Origin of the sequence: Exiguobacterium sp. s121 (assembly GCF_018617245.1) — a bacterium.
GTDB lineage: Bacteria > Bacillota > Bacilli > Exiguobacteriales > Exiguobacteriaceae > Exiguobacterium > Exiguobacterium profundum.
The window spans coordinates 1,267,875-1,286,543 of the sequence record NZ_JACSJV010000001.1; the positions used below are offsets into that span (position 1 = coordinate 1,267,875).

The 18,669-nt window shown below is 47.3% G+C and carries 18 protein-coding genes; 4 read left to right on the top strand and 14 right to left on the bottom strand.

Annotation, left to right across the window (positions count from 1 at the left end; genetic code table 11):
* Positions 1–48: 48 nt before the first annotated feature.
* From KOG47_RS06520 to KOG47_RS06545, 6 genes are all read right to left on the bottom strand, one after another.
* Complete coding sequence (locus tag KOG47_RS06520) at positions 49–1,110, bottom strand: DUF58 domain-containing protein (RefSeq protein ID WP_214757019.1); 1,062 nt, start codon at positions 1,108–1,110, stop codon at positions 49–51.
* Between the two features lie 2 nt (positions 1,111–1,112).
* Positions 1,113–2,036, bottom strand: a complete 924-nt coding sequence (locus tag KOG47_RS06525) for an AAA family ATPase (protein ID WP_215243937.1) — start codon at positions 2,034–2,036, stop codon at positions 1,113–1,115.
* On the bottom strand, positions 2,033–2,803 hold the full coding sequence (locus tag KOG47_RS06530; protein ID WP_215243938.1) for a hypothetical protein: 771 nt from the start codon (positions 2,801–2,803) through the stop codon (positions 2,033–2,035). Before KOG47_RS06530 ends, KOG47_RS06525 begins: the two co-directional genes overlap by 4 nt.
* Before the next feature lie 159 nt (positions 2,804–2,962).
* Entirely contained in the window at positions 2,963–3,454 is a 492-nt protein-coding gene (locus tag KOG47_RS06535) for a DUF3916 domain-containing protein (RefSeq protein ID WP_215243939.1), read from the bottom strand.
* A complete protein-coding gene (locus KOG47_RS06540; protein WP_215243940.1) occupies positions 3,451–3,918 on the bottom strand; it encodes a DinB family protein in 468 nt (155 codons plus the stop codon). The genes KOG47_RS06535 and KOG47_RS06540 overlap by 4 nt, the downstream gene beginning before the upstream one ends.
* A 105-nt stretch (positions 3,919–4,023) precedes the next feature.
* The gene (locus tag KOG47_RS06545) at positions 4,024–5,286 is read right to left on the bottom strand and encodes an NCS2 family permease (protein ID WP_215243941.1); all 1,263 of its coding nucleotides are present in this window, start codon (positions 5,284–5,286) and stop codon (positions 4,024–4,026) included.
* A gap of 282 nt (positions 5,287–5,568) precedes the next feature.
* On the opposite strand from KOG47_RS06545, the gene KOG47_RS14840 reads away from it, so the two are divergent.
* On the top strand, positions 5,569–5,691 hold the full coding sequence (locus tag KOG47_RS14840) for a hypothetical protein (RefSeq protein ID WP_255349577.1): 123 nt from the start codon (positions 5,569–5,571) through the stop codon (positions 5,689–5,691).
* A 243-nt stretch (positions 5,692–5,934) separates the two neighbouring features.
* On the opposite strand, the gene KOG47_RS06550 is transcribed toward KOG47_RS14840, so the two are convergent.
* The 6 genes from KOG47_RS06550 to KOG47_RS06575 form a co-directional block, all read right to left on the bottom strand.
* Complete coding sequence (locus KOG47_RS06550; protein ID WP_215243942.1) at positions 5,935–6,471, bottom strand: Ltp family lipoprotein; 537 nt, start codon at positions 6,469–6,471, stop codon at positions 5,935–5,937.
* Positions 6,472–6,685: 214 nt separating this feature from the next.
* Positions 6,686–8,164: a PH domain-containing protein gene (locus tag KOG47_RS06555; protein WP_215243943.1), complete on the bottom strand. Its 1,479-nt coding sequence runs from the start codon at positions 8,162–8,164 to the stop codon at positions 6,686–6,688.
* Positions 8,161–8,688, bottom strand: a complete 528-nt coding sequence (locus KOG47_RS06560; RefSeq protein WP_159562294.1) for a PH domain-containing protein — start codon at positions 8,686–8,688, stop codon at positions 8,161–8,163. Before KOG47_RS06560 ends, KOG47_RS06555 begins: the two co-directional genes overlap by 4 nt.
* A gap of 65 nt (positions 8,689–8,753) precedes the next feature.
* The gene (locus KOG47_RS06565; RefSeq protein ID WP_215243944.1) at positions 8,754–9,428 is read right to left on the bottom strand and encodes a WGR domain-containing protein; all 675 of its coding nucleotides are present in this window, start codon (positions 9,426–9,428) and stop codon (positions 8,754–8,756) included.
* 143 nt (positions 9,429–9,571) lie between these two features.
* Positions 9,572–10,039, bottom strand: a complete 468-nt coding sequence (locus KOG47_RS06570) for a hypothetical protein (RefSeq protein ID WP_215243945.1) — start codon at positions 10,037–10,039, stop codon at positions 9,572–9,574.
* A 252-nt stretch (positions 10,040–10,291) separates the two neighbouring features.
* A complete protein-coding gene (locus KOG47_RS06575) occupies positions 10,292–11,383 on the bottom strand; it encodes an FUSC family protein (protein ID WP_074037031.1) in 1,092 nt (363 codons plus the stop codon).
* A gap of 175 nt (positions 11,384–11,558) precedes the next feature.
* On the opposite strand from KOG47_RS06575, the gene KOG47_RS06580 reads away from it, so the two are divergent.
* From KOG47_RS06580 to tnpB, 3 genes are all read left to right on the top strand, one after another.
* The gene (locus KOG47_RS06580; protein WP_215243946.1) at positions 11,559–12,179 is read left to right on the top strand and encodes an NAD(P)-dependent oxidoreductase; all 621 of its coding nucleotides are present in this window, start codon (positions 11,559–11,561) and stop codon (positions 12,177–12,179) included.
* Positions 12,180–12,195: 16 nt separating this feature from the next.
* Positions 12,196–15,582, top strand: a complete 3,387-nt coding sequence (locus KOG47_RS06585; RefSeq protein ID WP_215243947.1) for a dynamin family protein — start codon at positions 12,196–12,198, stop codon at positions 15,580–15,582.
* Between the two features lie 346 nt (positions 15,583–15,928).
* Positions 15,929–17,020, top strand: coding sequence for an IS200/IS605 family element RNA-guided endonuclease TnpB (gene tnpB, locus KOG47_RS06590; RefSeq protein ID WP_215243948.1), 1,092 nt, complete (start codon positions 15,929–15,931; stop codon positions 17,018–17,020).
* Between the two features lie 129 nt (positions 17,021–17,149).
* Here the strand turns inward: tnpB and KOG47_RS06595 are convergent, their stop codons facing one another.
* Positions 17,150–18,130, bottom strand: coding sequence for a Gfo/Idh/MocA family protein (locus KOG47_RS06595; protein WP_215243949.1), 981 nt, complete (start codon positions 18,128–18,130; stop codon positions 17,150–17,152).
* Positions 18,131–18,139: 9 nt separating this feature from the next.
* A complete protein-coding gene (locus tag KOG47_RS06600; protein WP_251131814.1) occupies positions 18,140–18,622 on the bottom strand; it encodes a GNAT family N-acetyltransferase in 483 nt (160 codons plus the stop codon).
* Between the last annotated feature and the right edge of the window lie 47 nt (positions 18,623–18,669).

Here is an 18,669-nt window from a genome sequence, read left to right on the forward strand (position 1 = left end):
ACAACATATGAGTAAGCCCGTCATTCGTCGCATGTGTTTCTCCCTTCATCACCCTGAAGATTTCAGCAGCATCGCGTGATTGATGTGAATCAATTCGGCGTGAGGCTGTTTGTGACGACTGACATATGACGTGAATCGCGATGATGCAACAAACGCGTTCGATTCATGAATCATCGCCAGTCGGACGAGAATGAGCCGTAATTGTTTTCTTCCTTCTCCCAGTGTAACACGGTCGACTTGGTTGTTTTTGTCGAGTCGGTTGATTAACAGTTCCACTTTACAATCTTCTTTGATCAAGTAAGAGACCCAATACGCCGTCTGTTGAATCAAGTCTTCATATTGCGCATGGAGCCCGTTCCCGAGCGGACCGCTCAAATCAAGGGAAATCGTGAATGTGTCGAGATTTTGTCGTTCGAACACTTTTGCCTGTACATGACCGACTTTTGAAGTGGCGACCCAGTCAATCTGTTTAGCCGGTTCTTTCTCATATCGTTTTGCACTCTGAATCATCAACGGATCGTTCAACGGGGAGTGCTTGACGATACGGTCACCCATCCGAATCATGCGAGATTCGGTGATTGGTGACTTCGTGATGGTAGGTAACACAATCCATGAGGGCATATCCATCTCCTCATCCGTGAAAAAAAGAGTACCTAAATAAAACGGTAAGGTGACACGCATCACACACATATGAATCGAAGCAGGTCCACGCTTCACAGCCGAGACGCTCACATGATGTATGTCCTGTTCGATCCTGGTGTCGTATGCCTGTGACCCGTCCTCGAATACCATCCGTTCATTACCCTCTAGCCGAATCAATAGCGGAACACCAAGGGCAATGATTCGCTCATACCCATCAATACGGACGATACATGATGTCTCATCGTCGATGAACAAGAGATCTTCTTTCTGCCGGATGGAAAATGAGACTTCGTTTGAAAGTGTTCGAATGATTCGTTTCCGGATGAACATGACGATTAATAATGCTCCGCATACATAAGCGATGGGCCATACATAAGGTATCCACATGGTGAGGAGACCGAGACTGACATAAGCCGGCCAAAGTTGGTCTTGTAAGATGGATGGTGTACTGATTTCGACCTGTCGCATCGTTACACCTTTTCGACGGGGACAGTTACGGACTCGAGTACGTCCACCAACACTTGTCGCTTCGTCGATTTGATATCCCCTTCAAGGGTGAGGGTCAATCGGTGCGAGAGGACATGTGGCGCAATGGCTTGAACATCTTCAGGCGTGACAAACTGACGATCGTTCAAGTACGCATAAGCTTGTGAGGCCTTGACGAGCGCGAGCGTCGCTCGTGGACTCGCCCCGACTTCGACTAACGGATGTTGCCTCGTCTCTTGGATAAGTGCGAGCAAATACGTGACGACATCTTCATGAATCCGGATATTCTCGACTTCTTCTTGTGCTTCTAAAAAAGCTTCATTCGTCATCAAGGCATGCACTGTCTGTCTCGTCTTTGAAATCGTCTGCAGAATCAAGTTCCGCTCTTCGTCTGCCCCGGGATACCCAACTTGAAGAGACATGAGGAAGCGGTCGAGTTGGGCGTCCGGTAGCGTGAACGTTCCCGCCGACTCGATCGGGTTTTGCGTCGCGATGACGAAGAATGGTTTCGGTAGTTGATAGGTGACGCCACCGATAGAAACTTGGCGTTCTTCCATCGCTTCAAGCAAGGCAGATTGCGTTCTCGGAACGGCGCGGTTCACTTCATCGATGAGTAAAATATTCGTGAAGATCGGTCCGGTGCGGTTCTCGAACGTCTGGGTCTGCATATTGAAGAAGTCTGAACCGATGATGTCAGAAGGCAACAGGTCGGCTGTGAATTGAATTCGGGCGAAGTCTGCCTCAAAGCTTTTGGCGATGCTTTTCGCAAGTAACGTCTTCCCCGTCCCAGGCACATCCTCTAGCAAGATATGGCCGTTCGCCAAAAGGGCTGTGCAACATAATTTTGTGATTTCCGGTTTACCGAGGTAAATGCGGTCTAATTGGTCCAATACGTGTCGGATGGTCATGAGTTCGACTCCTTTTGTGTGCGTAGTAGGTATTCATCAAGTTGTTGGGTGAACGCTCGCTCACGTTCTGGTGAGATGTCGCCTTCGTCATAGCGTGTCTCTAAATAGGTAAGTAGGGATGCATCGAGCTCGATTCGTTTCGCCCAAGTCGACAACGTCTCTGTTGGGCGACGACGTTTATGTGGAGGTAACGCTGCTTCGAATTGAATCAACTGCTTTCGAATAGCCGATGCTGGTAATGGATGAACCGTTCGGTTTATCTGCATCGACGCGTTGTCAGAAGTCACTAGCGAGTGATCCTCGATATCTAACTCTCCCTCCTCGCTTTGTTTTTTCGAGGGGCGTCGTTTTTTCCAGAGCCACCATCCGAGCAAGATAATCATTCCGGTAATAATGAACGGGAGGTAGGAGACGCTGCTCGTCTCTTCTCCTGACGGGTTTCCGTAAGAAGGGGATTGGTCCTCAATTCGCTCTTTCGGTGTACCCCCTGACTCGTCTTCTGAGTCAATCATTGCTCCGTCTGGACCGTTCCCTTCTGGTTCTTCATATGGCGCATCCCCACACCAAAAATCAACATCCGTTACTTCGAAAATCCCTAAAAACTTTCGTTTGTCATGACAGTCGGTGACCCAACTCGTAATCTCGCTCCCTGAGATATCTAATGATTGGTAGTAACGGTATCCCAGTTGACCGGAATAGGAGATGAGGGCGACAAGTAGTAAGGAGAATAGAATCCCTGACACAAAAATCGTTTTGGCTTGTTTCATCGGTGTTTCCGCTTATGTATATTTAGTTTGATCGTTTTCATCTGATATGACGGCTCCTCTCATAGTCTAAATCCTTTTTTTGGAAATTGGATTAAATGGATTATACCATGAACCTTAACGGAATATTCAGTTATTTTTAGACAAAAGAAAAATGCCCGTTCATTGAACGAGCATCCACACTTCTCTACCTTCACCCTCTTCATCGAATATCCACTCTTCAAATCCGTACACGCGAATATCTCGGTCACTACGGATGACCCATTTGTTCAAAAACGTTTTTTCATGAAGGATCGGGATCCATTTTTGGTGGGATGAATCACGCCGCATAAACGTTTGTAACCCCTCTTCATCTTCAAATATGAGAAGTTCAGAGTTCCAGAGTGTAGGAAAATCTAGCAGCACGACAACTCGCATTCGTTCATCCACACGCCGCTTTGCTAGTCGTTTCGCTTCATTGAGCAGAGTATGGATGAGTGACTGTTTGATTTGGGCATTGTGTTGAATATCCATTAAAAAAGTTTGTCCGACCGGAATCTTGGCATACCAATACCCATTATGAAACTCCGTTGGAAAATCCTCATGATTTTCTTGTATATTGCGCTGAAGACGACTTAACTTTCGTTTCAGACCACGCACTTTCCGATGTCTCATTTCAGGATGGACTCGACTTGCTTCATATGGTGTCGGTCATGCTCGATGAACTCTCCGATGATTACATGTAACGAGTATGGGACACCTTGATGCGGATCATGCGAGACACCATTCGCTGTCGTTTTATAAGTCAGCGCCTCCTCACTTAAGGACTCGAGCATGGTGACGAGTGCTCGTCGACTTTGTAGTGATTCCTTCAATACGACGTCACCCGATAACTGCTCTGCCCTTTTCGTCGCCCGCGCGTTGAACGAGTCAAAGTCAGGGAAGATCATCCCTTCCCCGTTCTTCACCGATGGAATGATGACATTCAACAGATGGTTGTCCCAATGGGCGATATGTAAGACGATTTGCTTTATGGACCACTTCTCCGAGTCGATCTGTTCATTCCAATTAGATTCATTCAGTTTCTTTAACGACTCGAGCCATTCTGTGTACGATGCGAATTCTTTAATGACTTGCATCCAATCCCCTCCCCGTTCTCTTCAAATTACTGCGATTATAGCACGAACGAGTCTTTTTAAATCAAAAAACGGCACCGTTCTTCATGAACGATGCCGTGCGTGTCTCTATAACCAGACTGGTAATGAGAAGAAAACTAAGAACAATACGGTCAAGACACCGACGACCGGACTGAGTGACCGGTAGCCCTTCTTGAACAAGACGATCATCGTGTACGCGATGAACCCGAGCCCGATGCCATCGACGATGGAATACGTGAACGGAATCATGATGATGACGAGAATCGCCGGGAAGGCATGCTCCCAGTTATCAAGCGGCAGATGCTTCACGTTCTGGAACATCATCATCCCGATGATAATCAACACCGGAGCGATCGCCGTCACCGGGATGATTGCAAAGAGTGGTAGCAATAAGAGCGATACCACATACAATCCAGACGTGACGAACGAAGCGATCCCGCCTCTTGCCCCGACCGATATCCCGGCAGCCACTTCGACCGTCGAGACCGTCGGGCTTGACCCGAACATGGCCCCGGCCATCGTCGAGAGACCTTGCGCGACGAGACCTTTCGGCGCCTCTTCTTCTTTGCCGATTGCCCGTGTCTGATTCTGAATCAAGCTGATGTTTTCAATCAACAAGACGAGCGTCAGTACACCGACCGCGACCAAGAAGATCGGAGACGCAGATTCCGCGAACGAGATGTTTCCGAATACCGTGCCGAACGATTCGAAGAACGGTGTTAACGAGAAACTTCCCGTCCACTGCAATGTTCCCATTACGGCGCTGAGACCAACACCGAAACCGATCGTCCAGAGGAAGCTGCTAGGTCCCATCTTCAAGAATAGCAAGATGGCGACGAAGAGTGACAGGAATGCGACTTGGACGTCACGCTCCCCGAGATCACCGATGTGGAGCAATGCCCCACCCCCGCCTGAGACGATTCCAGCCGCCTCGAGCCCGATCAAGATGAGGAAGAGGCCGAGACCGACCGTCAATCCGTCATGAATGATCGGCGGGAACGCGTTCGCCAATTTCCTCGCCACTTTGGTGACCGTCAATAGTACGACGAGTACACCTGAGACGAACGAGACGGCGAGCGCACTTTGCCAGCTCAACCCCATCTGCAGGACGAGCGTGTAAGTGAAGAGCGCATTAATCCCCATTCCCGGTAACAAGAGAAGCGGCAAATTGAAGAATCCCGCAATCAATGTCCCGATGATGCTTGTCAAAATCGCTCCGACGAGCGCCCCCTCGAACGGGAGTCCGGCTTGTGTCAAGATTGCCGCATGCACGGCCGGGATGTATGCTGTCGCCAGAAAGTTCAGCACGCCCCCGTATGTTTCTGTTTTCCATTCTGTTTGTTTTGCCATAGGAATCAATCCTTTATTGGCACCCTCACCCACCCGTGTATACACACGAGATTGATTATATCCTGTCAGACATCTAACAAGCAAGAGCGATTCGACTCAATTCCTTCTTTGGACCCATTCATGAGACTGATTCCATCAAAAGATTCATTTTGTAAAATAAGAACGTTTGTTCTTATTTTCACCGCCTTTTTGCGAACAAATCTGTTATAATGAAGGGGCAGGTTAACGCAGCAATAGTGGGGTCAGCCGCCAAGTCCACAATGGAGGAAGGCGGTGGTGCGGATGGAACAACTTTGGACCTGGGTTGGGGATTATGTCATGATCCCAATCCTCGCTCCGATCATCGTTCACTTGGTGATTCACCGAACATCCGATCGTGCAACGTCTGAACGCACAAAAAAATGACCCCCTCGGCGCAATGAGATGGGTCACTTTCTGATTCACTAACCATTGTGGCGGCTGGGACCACTCTTAAAGTGGTAGCCTGTAAGCCAGAGGTCGGTGTGTCCAGCACCGGTCTCTTTCTACTTGCATCATACCATACTTTATCCGCGTTTTCAGTAAGAGAAACATCATTTGATATGAAAATCACAAGAAACTGAATCGAGAAAGAGGGATTCTTGTTCAAGAATCCCTCTTTTTCCATAATTATAATCCTACTTTATCGACACCATATGTTGCTTCCTCTGTCGTAAACCCTTCGAACTCCAATTGCTCGATTAGACCACTTCTTGAGAATCCGCTTAAATCTAAATAGCTTTGAGCTTTATCAGCAGCTTGCTCTTTCCAATCTACTTTAATATTTTCTACCGCAAACGAAGCTTCTTCAGTGGAAAATCCTTCAAACTCTAGTTGATCGATTAATCCACTTTTTGAAAAAGCAGAGAATTGTAGATAACTTTCAGCTTTACGAATCGCATTTTCTTGTGCTACTGAAAGTGCAGGTTCCGCAGGTTCTTCTACTTCTGCAGGTTCTGTCACCTCTTCAGTTTGTTCTTCTGTTGTAGTCGCTTCAACAGTTGAAGCTTCATCGACCGTATTTTCTTCTTCGGTCGTTTCAACAGAAGACGGTTCTGAAGTCGGTATTTCCTCCTCACCGCCAGAAACTCCAATCAATACAATTACTGCTAATACCCAAACCCACCATTTCTTATAAAAAGGTTTTTTAACTTTTTCCTTAGACATATAATTTCATCTCCTAAAAATATAATCTCTTTTTTACTTTACTGTAATAAACGTAACATAAGAAGATAATTTTGGGAATATATTTTTTAAGAATAATGTAATTTATTTATATTTATATCGGACTAAATCCAAAATTTAAACGGTTAAGTATAAAATATACCATATAAGTTTAGGGATGAAGTGAAACAAAAAAACACCCGACCAAATGGTCGGGTTAATGAGAGTAACGTGAGAACCAGACGAGCATCGCGTCTGCATCTTCTTTCGGAATATCATCGATGGTCTCAACAGATAAGAATCCTCCACGTGTCGAGAATTGCACCGTACATAGTCCAAAACGACGTTGCAAGAGCGATTGCTTCACTTGAATCTGTTCGATCCGTGGTTTGTCTGTCAAAAATGATTGGACGTTGAATGCTCCAGTCCGTAACTGGATGAATTGATCCGTGCGGACATATTTTGTGGTGATGTAACTGAGGACGCGTCCCCCGATGATGATGGCCCACAAGAGCATGAGCCACCAGGCGTAATCTCGGAAGAAGTAAAGGACGATCCCTGATATGATAATCCCGAACCAGCTGATTCGGAGTAGCTTGATTCCTAAGGCACGTCTCGGTAATCGATGAAGTTCGTCCGACCATGTGAAGTGAGTGAAATGTTCACGGAGCACCCGCATCGCTCGGTCACGACGAACGAACGGGAGAATCGTCGAGGATTCATCTTTCAATTCATCCATCGTTCCTGCTGCGACGAGTTCGACCCCGACGATGTGGAACCAGCGACGAATGAACGTCTCTTTGATGCGAATCGCTTGAATCTTCTCATATGGAATTTCTTTCGCGCTTCGATTCAACAATCCCTTCTCGACGCGAATGCGTTCCCCTCTCCGCTCAAGTCGGAAGTTCCCATACTTCAAGAAGTTGATGACCATGCCAATCACGATCGATAGCATCAACACTCCGATAACAAGAAGACCGATGGCGATGATGGACGCATGGACGACATAATCTTCGACCTGGTTGAATGCCCCATCCAAGTTAATGAAATCATCGATTGACGAGATAACCGTCGAGGCGACCGGGAAGATAGCGAAGACAGAGAGCGACGTGATGGATGCCAATACGATTTCACGCGTGGACAAGGCATATAACAGACGGCTTGGTACCGGTGCTGCCTGTGCAGCTGTCTCATCCGACTCTTCTGAGTCATCTACCGCTACTCCGCTTTGTTTCCGATGACGGACTTGCTCAAGGATTTCTTCAAGTCGTTTGGCTTCGGTCGGAAAGACACCTGCCAGTTTGAAAGAGGCATCGTCACTGTTGGCATTCGTATCAAACGTCAATTCGACCACACCAAGCAATCGATAAAGGAACGGGCTGTTCGAATGGACACTTTGAATCTTATAGAGCGGAAGCGACTTCTCTTTTTTCAACCAGTTCCCTTCAATGACATAGACGGTTTTTTCGTCCAGAGCATAACGAAAGTTTAACCACCCAAAGAATTTCTGCACAATGTCGAGCAATAGGAAAAGTAAGATCCCGACTCGGATGATGATACCGAATGTCGAGTCCCAGTCGTTGTTGAGCACGAAGAGTAAGACGATTGGAATGGCGAACGACTTGATGACTTCGAGAATACGCAGCACCAAAACGCGACTTGGAAGTCGATGCCATGTTAACGCGGTCTCGGTCATACGACATCCTCCTCTTCGATACGTGCATAGATGGCGATTTGTTCGCGGAGTGTCTTGGCGAATGACTCTTCGATTGCATAGATGTCATGAGATCCAGCAGCTGTCCCGATGGTGATGGTCTGTAACCCATATTTACGAAGAAGCGGACCTTGTGCAGCATGGACATACTGCACTTTTGTCATTGGGATGAGCACATCGTGTGTCGTGATGATCCCATGATGAATCCGAATCTCGAGCGGCTGGACATCATATGTGAAACGTTCTTGTTTCCACTTTTGGAACCAGATGATATCAACCAAGCTATAGACCACATCGATTACGAGTAGTACGATAAAGCCAATTTGTAGCCAAGTCGGCCAGTTAAACCAGTATGCGGCAGCAACAAGCGCTCCCGTGACGAGAAGTCCAATGATATAAAAAATCGCACTTGATAGCCGGAAGACAGCACGTGCCTCGATTGGAAGTGTGCCGCTGATTCGTTGTGGTGTGACACCTTCTTCTGGTGTCGGTGTTGTTTCTGACATGGTGAATCCCCCTATCGTTCATATGTATCTGTCTTTATTGTATACGCAGTTCTTCTCAAAAAGTTTCAGGATTCGGTCGGGAATGTATACAATCGCTCATATACCTCTTCGAAAATTGCCTGATCCTCTTTTTCGAAAGCCTGTTTCAATCGTTGAATGGCCTCTAATCCTTCCGCTTTCAAGTCATCCGTCAACTTTCCTGTTAGTTTAATGGAAGTGAAGGCACCAGCGACGATGACTTGGTCGCATGTATAGGCATACTCATACGTGGCCCAGTCTTCTGGTGCATATACATCTCGATTGATCCAACTTTCGATTAGGGCGTAGGCATAAGATAAATAGCAAAGGTCGCTGTCTTTTCGTATCAACTCTTCATACATATCCAACGCATCGGCTCCAGCATCATTTCCGAACGGTGCATATTCTTCCGTACAATCCACATAAAAGTCATCATTGAAAAATGCCTGATACTCCGGATGTGAGGTCAGAAAACTCGGTCCTACTTCCGGGTCATTCACATAAATATGGTTATCCCAATCGAAAAGAGATTCAACATATCCTTTTTTCAACTTTTTACGAATGAGTTTCTCCACCTCGTTCATACATTCCAACTCGGATTCAAAAGACTTTACTTGTACCTTTCCGATGGTCCCAATTTTTCCGTAGTTTACAGCAAACTCATCACCTTCAACAATGATGTTCCAATACTTCGTAACCTGCTTAAACGACCTTTTGATCATTCAGATTCCATCCCGTCTCAAAATTTTATGGAGTAAGATCATTGTACCTCGGATCGGATGAATCAGAAAAAACGAACCTTCTCAGCGGTTCGTTTCCCTTATCATTTCGTAACTTCTCGCGAGTATGATCATAGATGATAACTTTACTTCGGCTCGTAGCGGAATCGTCCGATTTTTTCGTTCGCTCTCGCATAGATTGTTTCTAGTGAAAATCGACTCGGTCGAGAAAGTTCTTTGGCGTAAACGGCTTCAATGGTTTTGTCGACATAGCTATTTTCTTCTTGAAGATATTCCATAAGTAACATTTTATAGTCTTCAGAAGTCGCGTCTTTATGTTTCAAACCATCCAGTTCATCAAGATAAACATCATTTTCTGCTTTAAATCCTTCTAGCTCTTTGACTGCCCCGGTCACATCAACATTATCCATCGGTAAACTTGATAACATTAGCATTTTTATCTGATGATTCTGAGCATCCGCGAGAATGGTTCCTGCATCAAAAGAGATAACCGGTCGAGGATCAACTTCTTCTGTGGAGGATATCGAATCGCAACCAATCAACGATATCATTATTATTGTCATCAGGATGAATGTTACTAAGATCCTTTTCATATTCATCCCTCCTGCAAAAATCAAATCATAAAGTCAACATTCACAATGATTTATCTAGACTAACATAATTTACGTTTATTACCAAATGTATCGTTAGAAATTTATTGCTTTATAATCGGGACTCATCCTTAGTAATCGACTGATGATCACTTAAACATCGCTACAAAAAAACCATGAAGGCACACACGATTCTGTGTACTCATTCATGGCCCAATGACATGTTGGTCTTAATTTTCTTGACGGTTTCGTTCTTTAATCCTCGAAGAACCACTTCTTACGTGGTTCCACTTTTAAGTTGTCCCCATGTTTCTTCATTTCAGTGACAAGATAGCGTTCGAGTTCATTCATTGCCTTGACCCAGTCAGTCATCGTCGCCACGAGTGGCACGACAATGAGAATGAGTTCTTCCTCTTCTTCTCGCATGCGCTCAATCATCAGTTTCGCAAAGTCAAAGTTCTCATGGATGAGATCCTCTTCCCGGTCGATGAGATGCTCGTTCTCAAGCTCGTAGGCTGAAAATAATCGTTCATGTCGACGCAACAAGTGACGAATGTGGCGATACAGCTCTTCGCTCAATTGGGGAGGTAGTTGTTCAATCGTATGAAAATCATGATCGAGTTTCTCGATGACGTGGAGCGCGGCACGGTTCGTCTCAATCATTTTAGACTTCAGGACAGCTCGACGGAAGATCGGTGTCTTCTTCTCAAGCCATCGATTCGCTTTAATTTCTTCTTCAAAATAGGCGTAAGTTTGTTTTGAGTCGCTATGCAACTTCTTCGTCTCAGGTAATGATTCGAATGAGGAGCGCCCACCCTCTGTTTCCGCAAATAACCGCGCGATTCGAACAACCATTTGAAATGTGTCGGTGATTTGTGCTTCGAGTTTCCGTTCATATCGCGGGGGGAACAGGAGCGCATTCACAATCAACGCGACCGTAATTCCCATCATGATGAGTAGATAACGCTCGCCTGCAAACACCCACACCGGCATATCCGACTGGCTCGCCCCTTCCATGATGAGAATCGTCGTCAAGATGACGGTCCGTGTCGTCGATTCTAAATTTAAAAAGAGAAGGATGGAGATGGCAATGATGATGACGAATCCGATCGCAATCGGTGTCGGATTCGGAGTGAGTAGCAAGGAACCGACCGCAAGCAATGCTCCAATCAAGTTCCCTTTCATCTCTTCAATCAAGCGAAGCCCAGTCTGATAAACTGACGGCAGGAGCGCGAGTGACGCAGCGAGTGCCGGAACGACGATTTGTTGGAATTGAAATGCCTCAGCAATCAGTAGGACGATTGCGACCGATAGCCCAGTCTTAATAGTTCTAGCCCCAAATTTCATGTAATGGTGCCTTCCTCTCTTACACCTGTCATATGTATTTTTTGCCTTCTTCCTCAATTCTAAAACGTACCATATTCTTTTCAAGGGGAAATGAACCATTTCAGGCAGTTTTGTGAACGCTTCCGTGTTATGATGGCGTTGGATATTTCTTTCATCTTGATGGGGAGGGGTTTACTTGTCAACAATTGCTTTATTTGGCGGAAGTGGCCGTACAGGGGAACGGATACTTGAACGTTTATTGAATCAAGGACATGACGTCAAACTTTTAACAAGACATTCGATGGATTCTAAGGATGGTATCAACCAAATCATCGGAGACGCGACGGACCAAGCAGCAGTACTAGAAACGGTTCGATCTGCAGACGTCGTTATCTCGGCGTTAGGGACGGACAAACAAAACGTATTGTCTACATTCACACCACTCGTGATCGAAGCGATGAAACAATTTAACGTAACACGCATCATCACGGTCGGGACCGCCGGCATCTTACAGGCGCATGATAGCGACAACTATCGCTTTGAAACGAAAGAATCGAAGCGTACGATGACAACCGCAGCCGAAGATCATGCCCGCGCTTATGAGTTATTACGGGATTCAGGTTTAGCCTTCACGATCATCTGTCCGACTCAACTGATCGATGAGCAATCTACCGGTGAAATCATTGTGTCAAAAGAGGTATTGGGGACGAAACATTCAAGTCCAATTTCGAGAGATGACGTTGCCGATTTGGTGATGGCTTGTTTAACGGACGATGACTATGTCGGACACCGTGTCGGCATCACGACGGAATCATAATTAGGGGATGGGAAACATGCACGAACAACAAGAACAATTGGCACGACTCGCTTTAACGTTTGAACAAGAGGAGATGACGGACGCTGCACGACTCGCCCGTACCGCCCTACAAAAAGTAACAAATGAAGAAGTATGGATTGCCGTCTGTGGTCACTTCTCAGCCGGAAAGTCGACATTGCTCAATGACTGGCTAGAGGAAGGGTTCCTTCCGACAAGTCCGATTCCGACGAGTGCCAACATCGTCACATTACGGGGTGGCGAATCAGCGGCAGCCGTCGCAATCAATGATACGGATTGGATTTCATTAGATCCTTCTTCCCTATCAAACATCAGTGACTATTGCAAAGTGGAAGAAATCAAGGAAGTCGAGTATACCATCGATCGATTCCCGTTTGACGAACACGTCGTCTTGATGGATACGCCAGGGATCGATTCGACGGATGAACGTCATCGCCAAGCGACAGAACGTTCGCTCTTCTTGGCCGATCATCTGTTCTTCATGATGGACTACAACCATGTGCAATCGGAACAAAACATCGGGCTGATGAAACAATTTAGCCGGGAAGGACGTCCCTACTCCATCATCATCAACCAAATCGACAAGCATGATGAGTGTGAACTCTCTTTCGTGGAGTTCAAAGCGTCATTGACGAAAGCGTTCCGACATCATGACATCGTCCCAAATGACACATTCTACATTTCACTTCGTGATGGGCAACATCCGCATAACGAAGTCGAGCGCTTGCGGTCATATGTACGTCAAGTCATCGACGAGGCAAAACAGCAACAAGTCGAGCATGCGGATGCATTGATTCATACGCTAGTCCGCCGCAACGAAACATCGATTCAATCGATGTTGGACCAATTGCCAACCTATGAAAAGAGCCCGAAGGAAATGCAATCTCGTCTACATCGTCTTGAAAAGAAACGGGCATGGTGGACCTCATTCCGTCGTGAGTTCTTTAAACACCAAACACCGATCGTTCAAAGTGCGCCGATCATGACTTATGAGTTCCGTGAGTTGTTGCGGTCCTATCTCGAGAGTTGTGCCCCGTCCTTCAAGGTCGGTCTCTTATTCTCAAAAGAGAAGACGAAGCAAGAACGAGCTCGTCGTGAGGAAGTGGCAGTCAAAGAGTTCAATCGTCTGATTGATATGAACTTACGTCCACATCTCGTGAAGTACGCGGAAGACATCATCCGAGATTTGAAACTTCCAGAGACTCTCCTGCCGAAAGGCGATGTCCTCCCGATTGCACCAAGCTCACTCATCACCGAACAAGTGAAATCCGGTGCATCCCTAAGTGGTGATACGGTGTTGCAGTTCAGTCGTGACATCGAGACGGCCCTCGCGACATGGGTGACGAAAGTATCTGAACCTTGGGTCCACTCGACGGATACGTACATGAAAGCGGAAGTCGATTTGCGCTTGGAACAATTTACGACTGAAGAGGAAGCGTTGTATGAAGCGCTCGATACGGAAGCGTTACGGATTCGTCTTTCGAACCGTCTGAATGCTATCGGTCAATATGAAGCGTTGCAACTTGATTCAAATCAGTTAGATCAGTTGGCCGTTCGAAACTATGTCGACGCGACGTACCTTCCTGAAAAACAGTCGAATGTTGTTGAATCAGAGGTTGCATCGACGTCGATTTTAGATGATGATCAGGACTTGTTTGATTTTAATTTTTCTTATGAAAATGCGGTATGTGAAATATTAGAGAATCATCCATTGTTCCGCTCCCGTGTCTCGACATTACGTAAGAAAATCGAGCGCGCGAAGCATGAGCAATATACGTTCGCCATCTTCGGAGCATTTTCGGCTGGAAAGTCCTCGACTCTCAATGCGCTATTCGGTGAGACGGTATTACCGACGTCCCCTAACCCGTTGACGGCATCCATCACAAAGATCGTCCCGCCGAACGGACGGACGAATCGAACGGCATCGATCACCTTCAAATCACACGATGAACTCGAAGAAGAGTTACAAGGTTATGGGACTTCCCTCACCTCGCTCGATGTCGACCACCCGTTCGTCAATGCGGTAAAAGCGGCACCGCTCGATTATCTCGGACAAACGGAAATCGTCGACTATGACACGTTCTGCGCGTTCGTCGCACAAGAAGAAAAAAGCTGTATCGTGAAAGAAATCGAACTATATCTCGACTCTCCTTGGGCACGGCGTGGCATCGTCTTCGTCGATACGCCAGGTGCCGATTCGCAGTTCAATCGTCATAGCGAGGTACAGTTCGGCTACATGCGTGACGCGGACGCCGTCTTGTTCGTCACGTATTATAATCATGCGTTCACGGAAGCGGACCGGGAGCTCGTCATTCAGCTCGGACGGGTCCAAGGGACGGGAGACCACGAGATGTTCTTCCTCGTGAACGCCTCTGATCTTGCGACAGATGACGAGGAGCGGGATGCAGTCACAAGCTATGTCTCACAACAGTTGACCGCGCTCGGTGTCCGCAGACCAAGCGTTCTCCCCATTTCAAGCCGAAACGCCATGCATGGGGATGACGAAGGATTCGATCGATTCGTCTCGACACTTGAACGCTATGTCGACAAAGACCTTCGTCTCGCCAACGCAATGCGTATACAGGAAGAAACGACAGCGCTACTCGCTGCATTTGATCGTGTTTTGAATGAAGCGAAAGAAGACGCGTCGGCGAAAGAACATCGTCGCCAGCAGTTAATCGCTTTACTCGAGAACCCACCGGCACTCGATGTGTCAGCACTCATCGATTTGTTTGACCGGGAAGCGAAAGAACTCCTCGCCCACCTCGAGACGCGTTCGCTCCTCCGCCTCTCGGACTTCGTCAAGGAAACGTTCCATCCGGTCGAGGTCGATGGATCAAGGAAGAGCTTGGAGCGTGCCCTCGGACGGACACTCGATAAGTATGCCTATGACATCCAGCAAGAGCTCCAAGTGTTCCAATATCGGTTGGAGCGATACGTTAAACGCGAGTTCGTCGCCTTGGTCGAACGGTTGACAGAACGTCAAGCGTCTCTCCTTCCGACGCTTGAATTCGACCGAGAACTCGACGTGGCATGGCTACGAGAGGCTGTCGAACCGATTCATCTCGAGACATCACCTTATCAGTCGGTATTGAAGCGCTATAAGAATGCGAGTCAATTTTTCGAGGGAGACGGACGGACGCAACTGAAGGATGAGTTGACCTTACTTCTTCGGGATATGATTCGGTCGCGTCTTGAAACGATTCATACGAAGCAAATCGAACGGGCCAACACGGAAATCAGTAAAGCTGAAGTCGAGATTGAACGAGAGTGGTCGACTCAATTGAAAGAACTTGCCGATGCAGAGCTCAGCATGTTGACGGACAACCATTCCTTTGATGAGATGCATGAACGTCTCGAATCGCTCAGAAAGGAAACGGTATGAACACATTACTGCTCATCGGACTCATTCCCGCTGTCGTTATGACGATTGTTCTGGGGCTGTTTCTGAGATATCTCTATTTGAACAAAGAATAACGGGAACGGTCCTCGATGCGCACATGACATCGAGGACCGTTTTAACTAAATCAGGCGAGAATTCTCCCTCCTCTAAGCTTCTCGGGGCGTAGCCCGGCGTAGGTGGGAGATGAATCGCCCGGTCCAACAGTTTTCTCTCCCTATGACAGATGTTACGAACAAAAGTTCGGGATTCCGTCAGATTCTCCCTCCCCCTCCGTGGGTATCGGATGAGGAGGACACATCACGATCTGCTGGAGGGAGGAGGGACGGACATGCTGAAAGGCTACACATATAGGCTCCATCCGACGCCGGCACAGGCCGATTTCTTGGTCCGTATGATCGGCTGCGCCCGGTTCATCTACAACAAGCTGCTCGAGGACCGGATCGCCATCCGCGAGGAGGCGAAGGCGGGGAGCGGAACGAGACGGAAACCGGCGACACCCGCCTCCTACAAGCCCCTGTTCCCATTCCTCGCCGAGGCGGACAGCCTCGCGCTCGCGAACGCGAAGCTGAACCTCGACACGGCGTTCGCGAAGTTCTTCGCCGGGACGGGCGGCTTCCCGGTGTTCAAATCGAAACGGCGGTCGCGCGCCTCCTACACGACGAACAACCAGCATGGCACGATCCGCATCGAGGCGGGCAAGGTCCGTCTGCCGAAGGTCGGGTTCGTGCGGTTCACCCAACATCGTCCGTTCGAGGGAATCATTAAGTCGGCGACGGTCTCGATGACGAGGACGGGCAAGTTCTTCATCTCCATCCTCGTCAATCAAGATGAGGAAAAGTGGATCCCAGCCGAGAACAAGGTCGGAATCGATCTCGGCCTAAAACACTTCGCCGTCATGACGAACGACGCGATGGTCTCGGAGAAGATTGACAACCCCCGACTCATCCGGAAGTCCGAAGCGAAGGTCAAGAAGGCGCAGCGCGCTTTGTCACGCAAGAAGATCGGGAGTAAGAATCGTGAAAAAGCCAAGTTACTTCTGGCAAAGAAACACGAAAAGATCGCGAACCAACGCCAGGACTTCCTTCACAAGCTGTCGAGACGGATCGTTGACGAGAACCAAGTCATCGTCGTGGAGACATTGAAGTCGAAGGACATGATGAAGAATCACAAGGTAGCGAAGTCCATAGGGGATGTCAGTTGGTACGAGTTCGTCCGACAGTTGGAATACAAATGTACCTTCTACGGACGGACGCTCATCAAGGCAGACCCCTGGTACGCATCGACGCAGATCTGTTCCACTTGCGGAGTAAAAGGCGAGAAGAAGACGATGGATGTTCGTGAATGGACGTGTACTCATTGTGGTGAGTACTATGACCGTGACATCAACGCGAGCCTCAACCTATTGATGTTGGCCGACTGACAACCATTCAGGGCAGGGACTGCCCGACGAGCTTGGTAAACAACCGTGGCTGGTAAGAGCACGGTCTTCCCAAGAAGCTCCCCCTTCAATTTGTGAAGCAAATAAGTGGCGAGTAGTTCACGTTTGTATTTATTTGTCTGCTGGATAGACCACGCCAAGCTGTGTTCGAACGTTCGTCATCACATCAGCAAGACGAATCATGTCATTTGCTGAATGTACAACTGTTTCCGAAGCACTAGCTTCGATCGCACGAACGAACGCTTCGATCTCATAGGACATCGGAGCATTCTGTGATTCTGATACGATTTCTGACGTGCCATCTCGCAACTCTAGACGGACTTCATCGCACGTCGCGATATCGTCGATGATGATGCGTCCCTTTTCCCCAATGATCTCTGAAGGCGTCGATGTCGCATGAATCTTTGAATGCATGATGATGACATCCAAATCGTCATAAGAGAGAATGACCGTTCCGCTCCCGTCCACTCCCGATTCCAGCTTCACACCGCTCGCCTGGATCTCATTAGGTTGACCGAACAGTTTTAAAGCAGGACCAAGAAGATACACACCAAGGTCCATCAACGAACCGTTCGAGAAAGCAGGATTGAACGTATTCGGGTTCTCCCCTTGTTTATAGAGGTCGTACCGTGAAGAATACTGTGATTTATTGAAGACGGCCCGACGCACCGGCGCGATTTGCTTCATCGCCTCTTGTATCCGTTCGAGGTTCGGCATGTACAAGTTTCGTAATGCCTCAAGTAAGACGACCTCGTTCTCCTTCGCGACTTCAATCATGCGGGTGACTTCCTGGACGTTCGAGGCGAGTGGTTTTTCACAGAGGACGTGCTTCCCATGCTGCATGAACAAGATGCTCTGTTCGGCGTGAAGTGAATTCGGGCTCGCAATATAGATGGCATCGATGACATCACTCTTCGCCATCTCTTCAAGTGACGTGAACGTATGTAAAATGGAGTGATTTTCTGCGTATTCTTTAACACGTGATTCCGTGCGCGAGTAAAGTGCTGTCACTTCTACGTCATCCAACTGATTGATTGTTTCAATAAACCAGTCTGTGATGAAGTTTGTACCGATGATGCCGAAACGGATCATGTGAATTCCTCATTTCTGTTCTTTCAGTTTTTTGATGAGTAAAATTTCATCCAATAAAGGAATCTTATCATATCCGACATGTGGGATTGTCGCTTTCAGTTTTCTTGCCCGCGTCACCGCATCATGAATGATTCGTTCTAGACGATAGCCACGACGTTGATAAAAGCCAAGCGCTCTCAAATTATCATTGGTTGTGATGACGATTAATTGCTTAACTCCGTGCTGCATACCAATTTCTTCAACAGCATGGAGTAAGTGAGAGCCGATCCCACTATTCTCTATCAGACTATCAAGAGATATGATTTCTACTTCTTCATCCCGAATAAAATACGTAACAAGACCGTGAATTTGATTTGTTTTCATGTAGACAAATCCTTCGAGCTCTGCACAATCGTATGTTCCCGAAGAAACGACCATTTGAGTTGAACCCCAATGTTTAACAAAAAAATTGCGAATATCTTCTTGCATACTAGTATTGATTGGTACAATCATTTAGTTCATCCCTGTCTATATATGATTAAAAATACGGTATTCGAAAT

Bases quoted from the DNA above. Each gene is read 5' to 3' on its own strand.
- KOG47_RS06520 (WP_214757019.1), bottom strand. From the start codon at position 1,110: ATGCGACAGGTCGAAATCAGTACACCATCCATCTTACAAGACCAACTT.
- KOG47_RS06525 (WP_215243937.1), bottom strand. From the start codon at position 2,036: ATGACCATCCGACACGTATTGGACCAATTAGACCGCATTTACCTCGGT.
- KOG47_RS06530 (WP_215243938.1), bottom strand. From the start codon at position 2,803: ATGAAACAAGCCAAAACGATTTTTGTGTCAGGGATTCTATTCTCCTTA.
- KOG47_RS06535 (WP_215243939.1), bottom strand. From the start codon at position 3,454: ATGAGACATCGGAAAGTGCGTGGTCTGAAACGAAAGTTAAGTCGTCTT.
- KOG47_RS06540 (WP_215243940.1), bottom strand. From the start codon at position 3,918: ATGCAAGTCATTAAAGAATTCGCATCGTACACAGAATGGCTCGAGTCG.
- KOG47_RS06545 (WP_215243941.1), bottom strand. From the start codon at position 5,286: ATGGCAAAACAAACAGAATGGAAAACAGAAACATACGGGGGCGTGCTG.
- KOG47_RS14840 (WP_255349577.1), top strand. From the start codon at position 5,569: ATGGAACAACTTTGGACCTGGGTTGGGGATTATGTCATGATCCCAATC.
- KOG47_RS06550 (WP_215243942.1), bottom strand. From the start codon at position 6,471: ATGTCTAAGGAAAAAGTTAAAAAACCTTTTTATAAGAAATGGTGGGTT.
- KOG47_RS06555 (WP_215243943.1), bottom strand. From the start codon at position 8,164: ATGACCGAGACCGCGTTAACATGGCATCGACTTCCAAGTCGCGTTTTG.
- KOG47_RS06560 (WP_159562294.1), bottom strand. From the start codon at position 8,688: ATGTCAGAAACAACACCGACACCAGAAGAAGGTGTCACACCACAACGA.
- KOG47_RS06565 (WP_215243944.1), bottom strand. From the start codon at position 9,428: ATGATCAAAAGGTCGTTTAAGCAGGTTACGAAGTATTGGAACATCATT.
- KOG47_RS06570 (WP_215243945.1), bottom strand. From the start codon at position 10,039: ATGAAAAGGATCTTAGTAACATTCATCCTGATGACAATAATAATGATA.
- KOG47_RS06575 (WP_074037031.1), bottom strand. From the start codon at position 11,383: ATGAAATTTGGGGCTAGAACTATTAAGACTGGGCTATCGGTCGCAATC.
- KOG47_RS06585 (WP_215243947.1), top strand. From the start codon at position 12,196: ATGCACGAACAACAAGAACAATTGGCACGACTCGCTTTAACGTTTGAA.
- tnpB (WP_215243948.1), top strand. From the start codon at position 15,929: ATGCTGAAAGGCTACACATATAGGCTCCATCCGACGCCGGCACAGGCC.
- KOG47_RS06595 (WP_215243949.1), bottom strand. From the start codon at position 18,130: ATGATCCGTTTCGGCATCATCGGTACAAACTTCATCACAGACTGGTTT.
- KOG47_RS06600 (WP_251131814.1), bottom strand. From the start codon at position 18,622: ATGATTGTACCAATCAATACTAGTATGCAAGAAGATATTCGCAATTTT.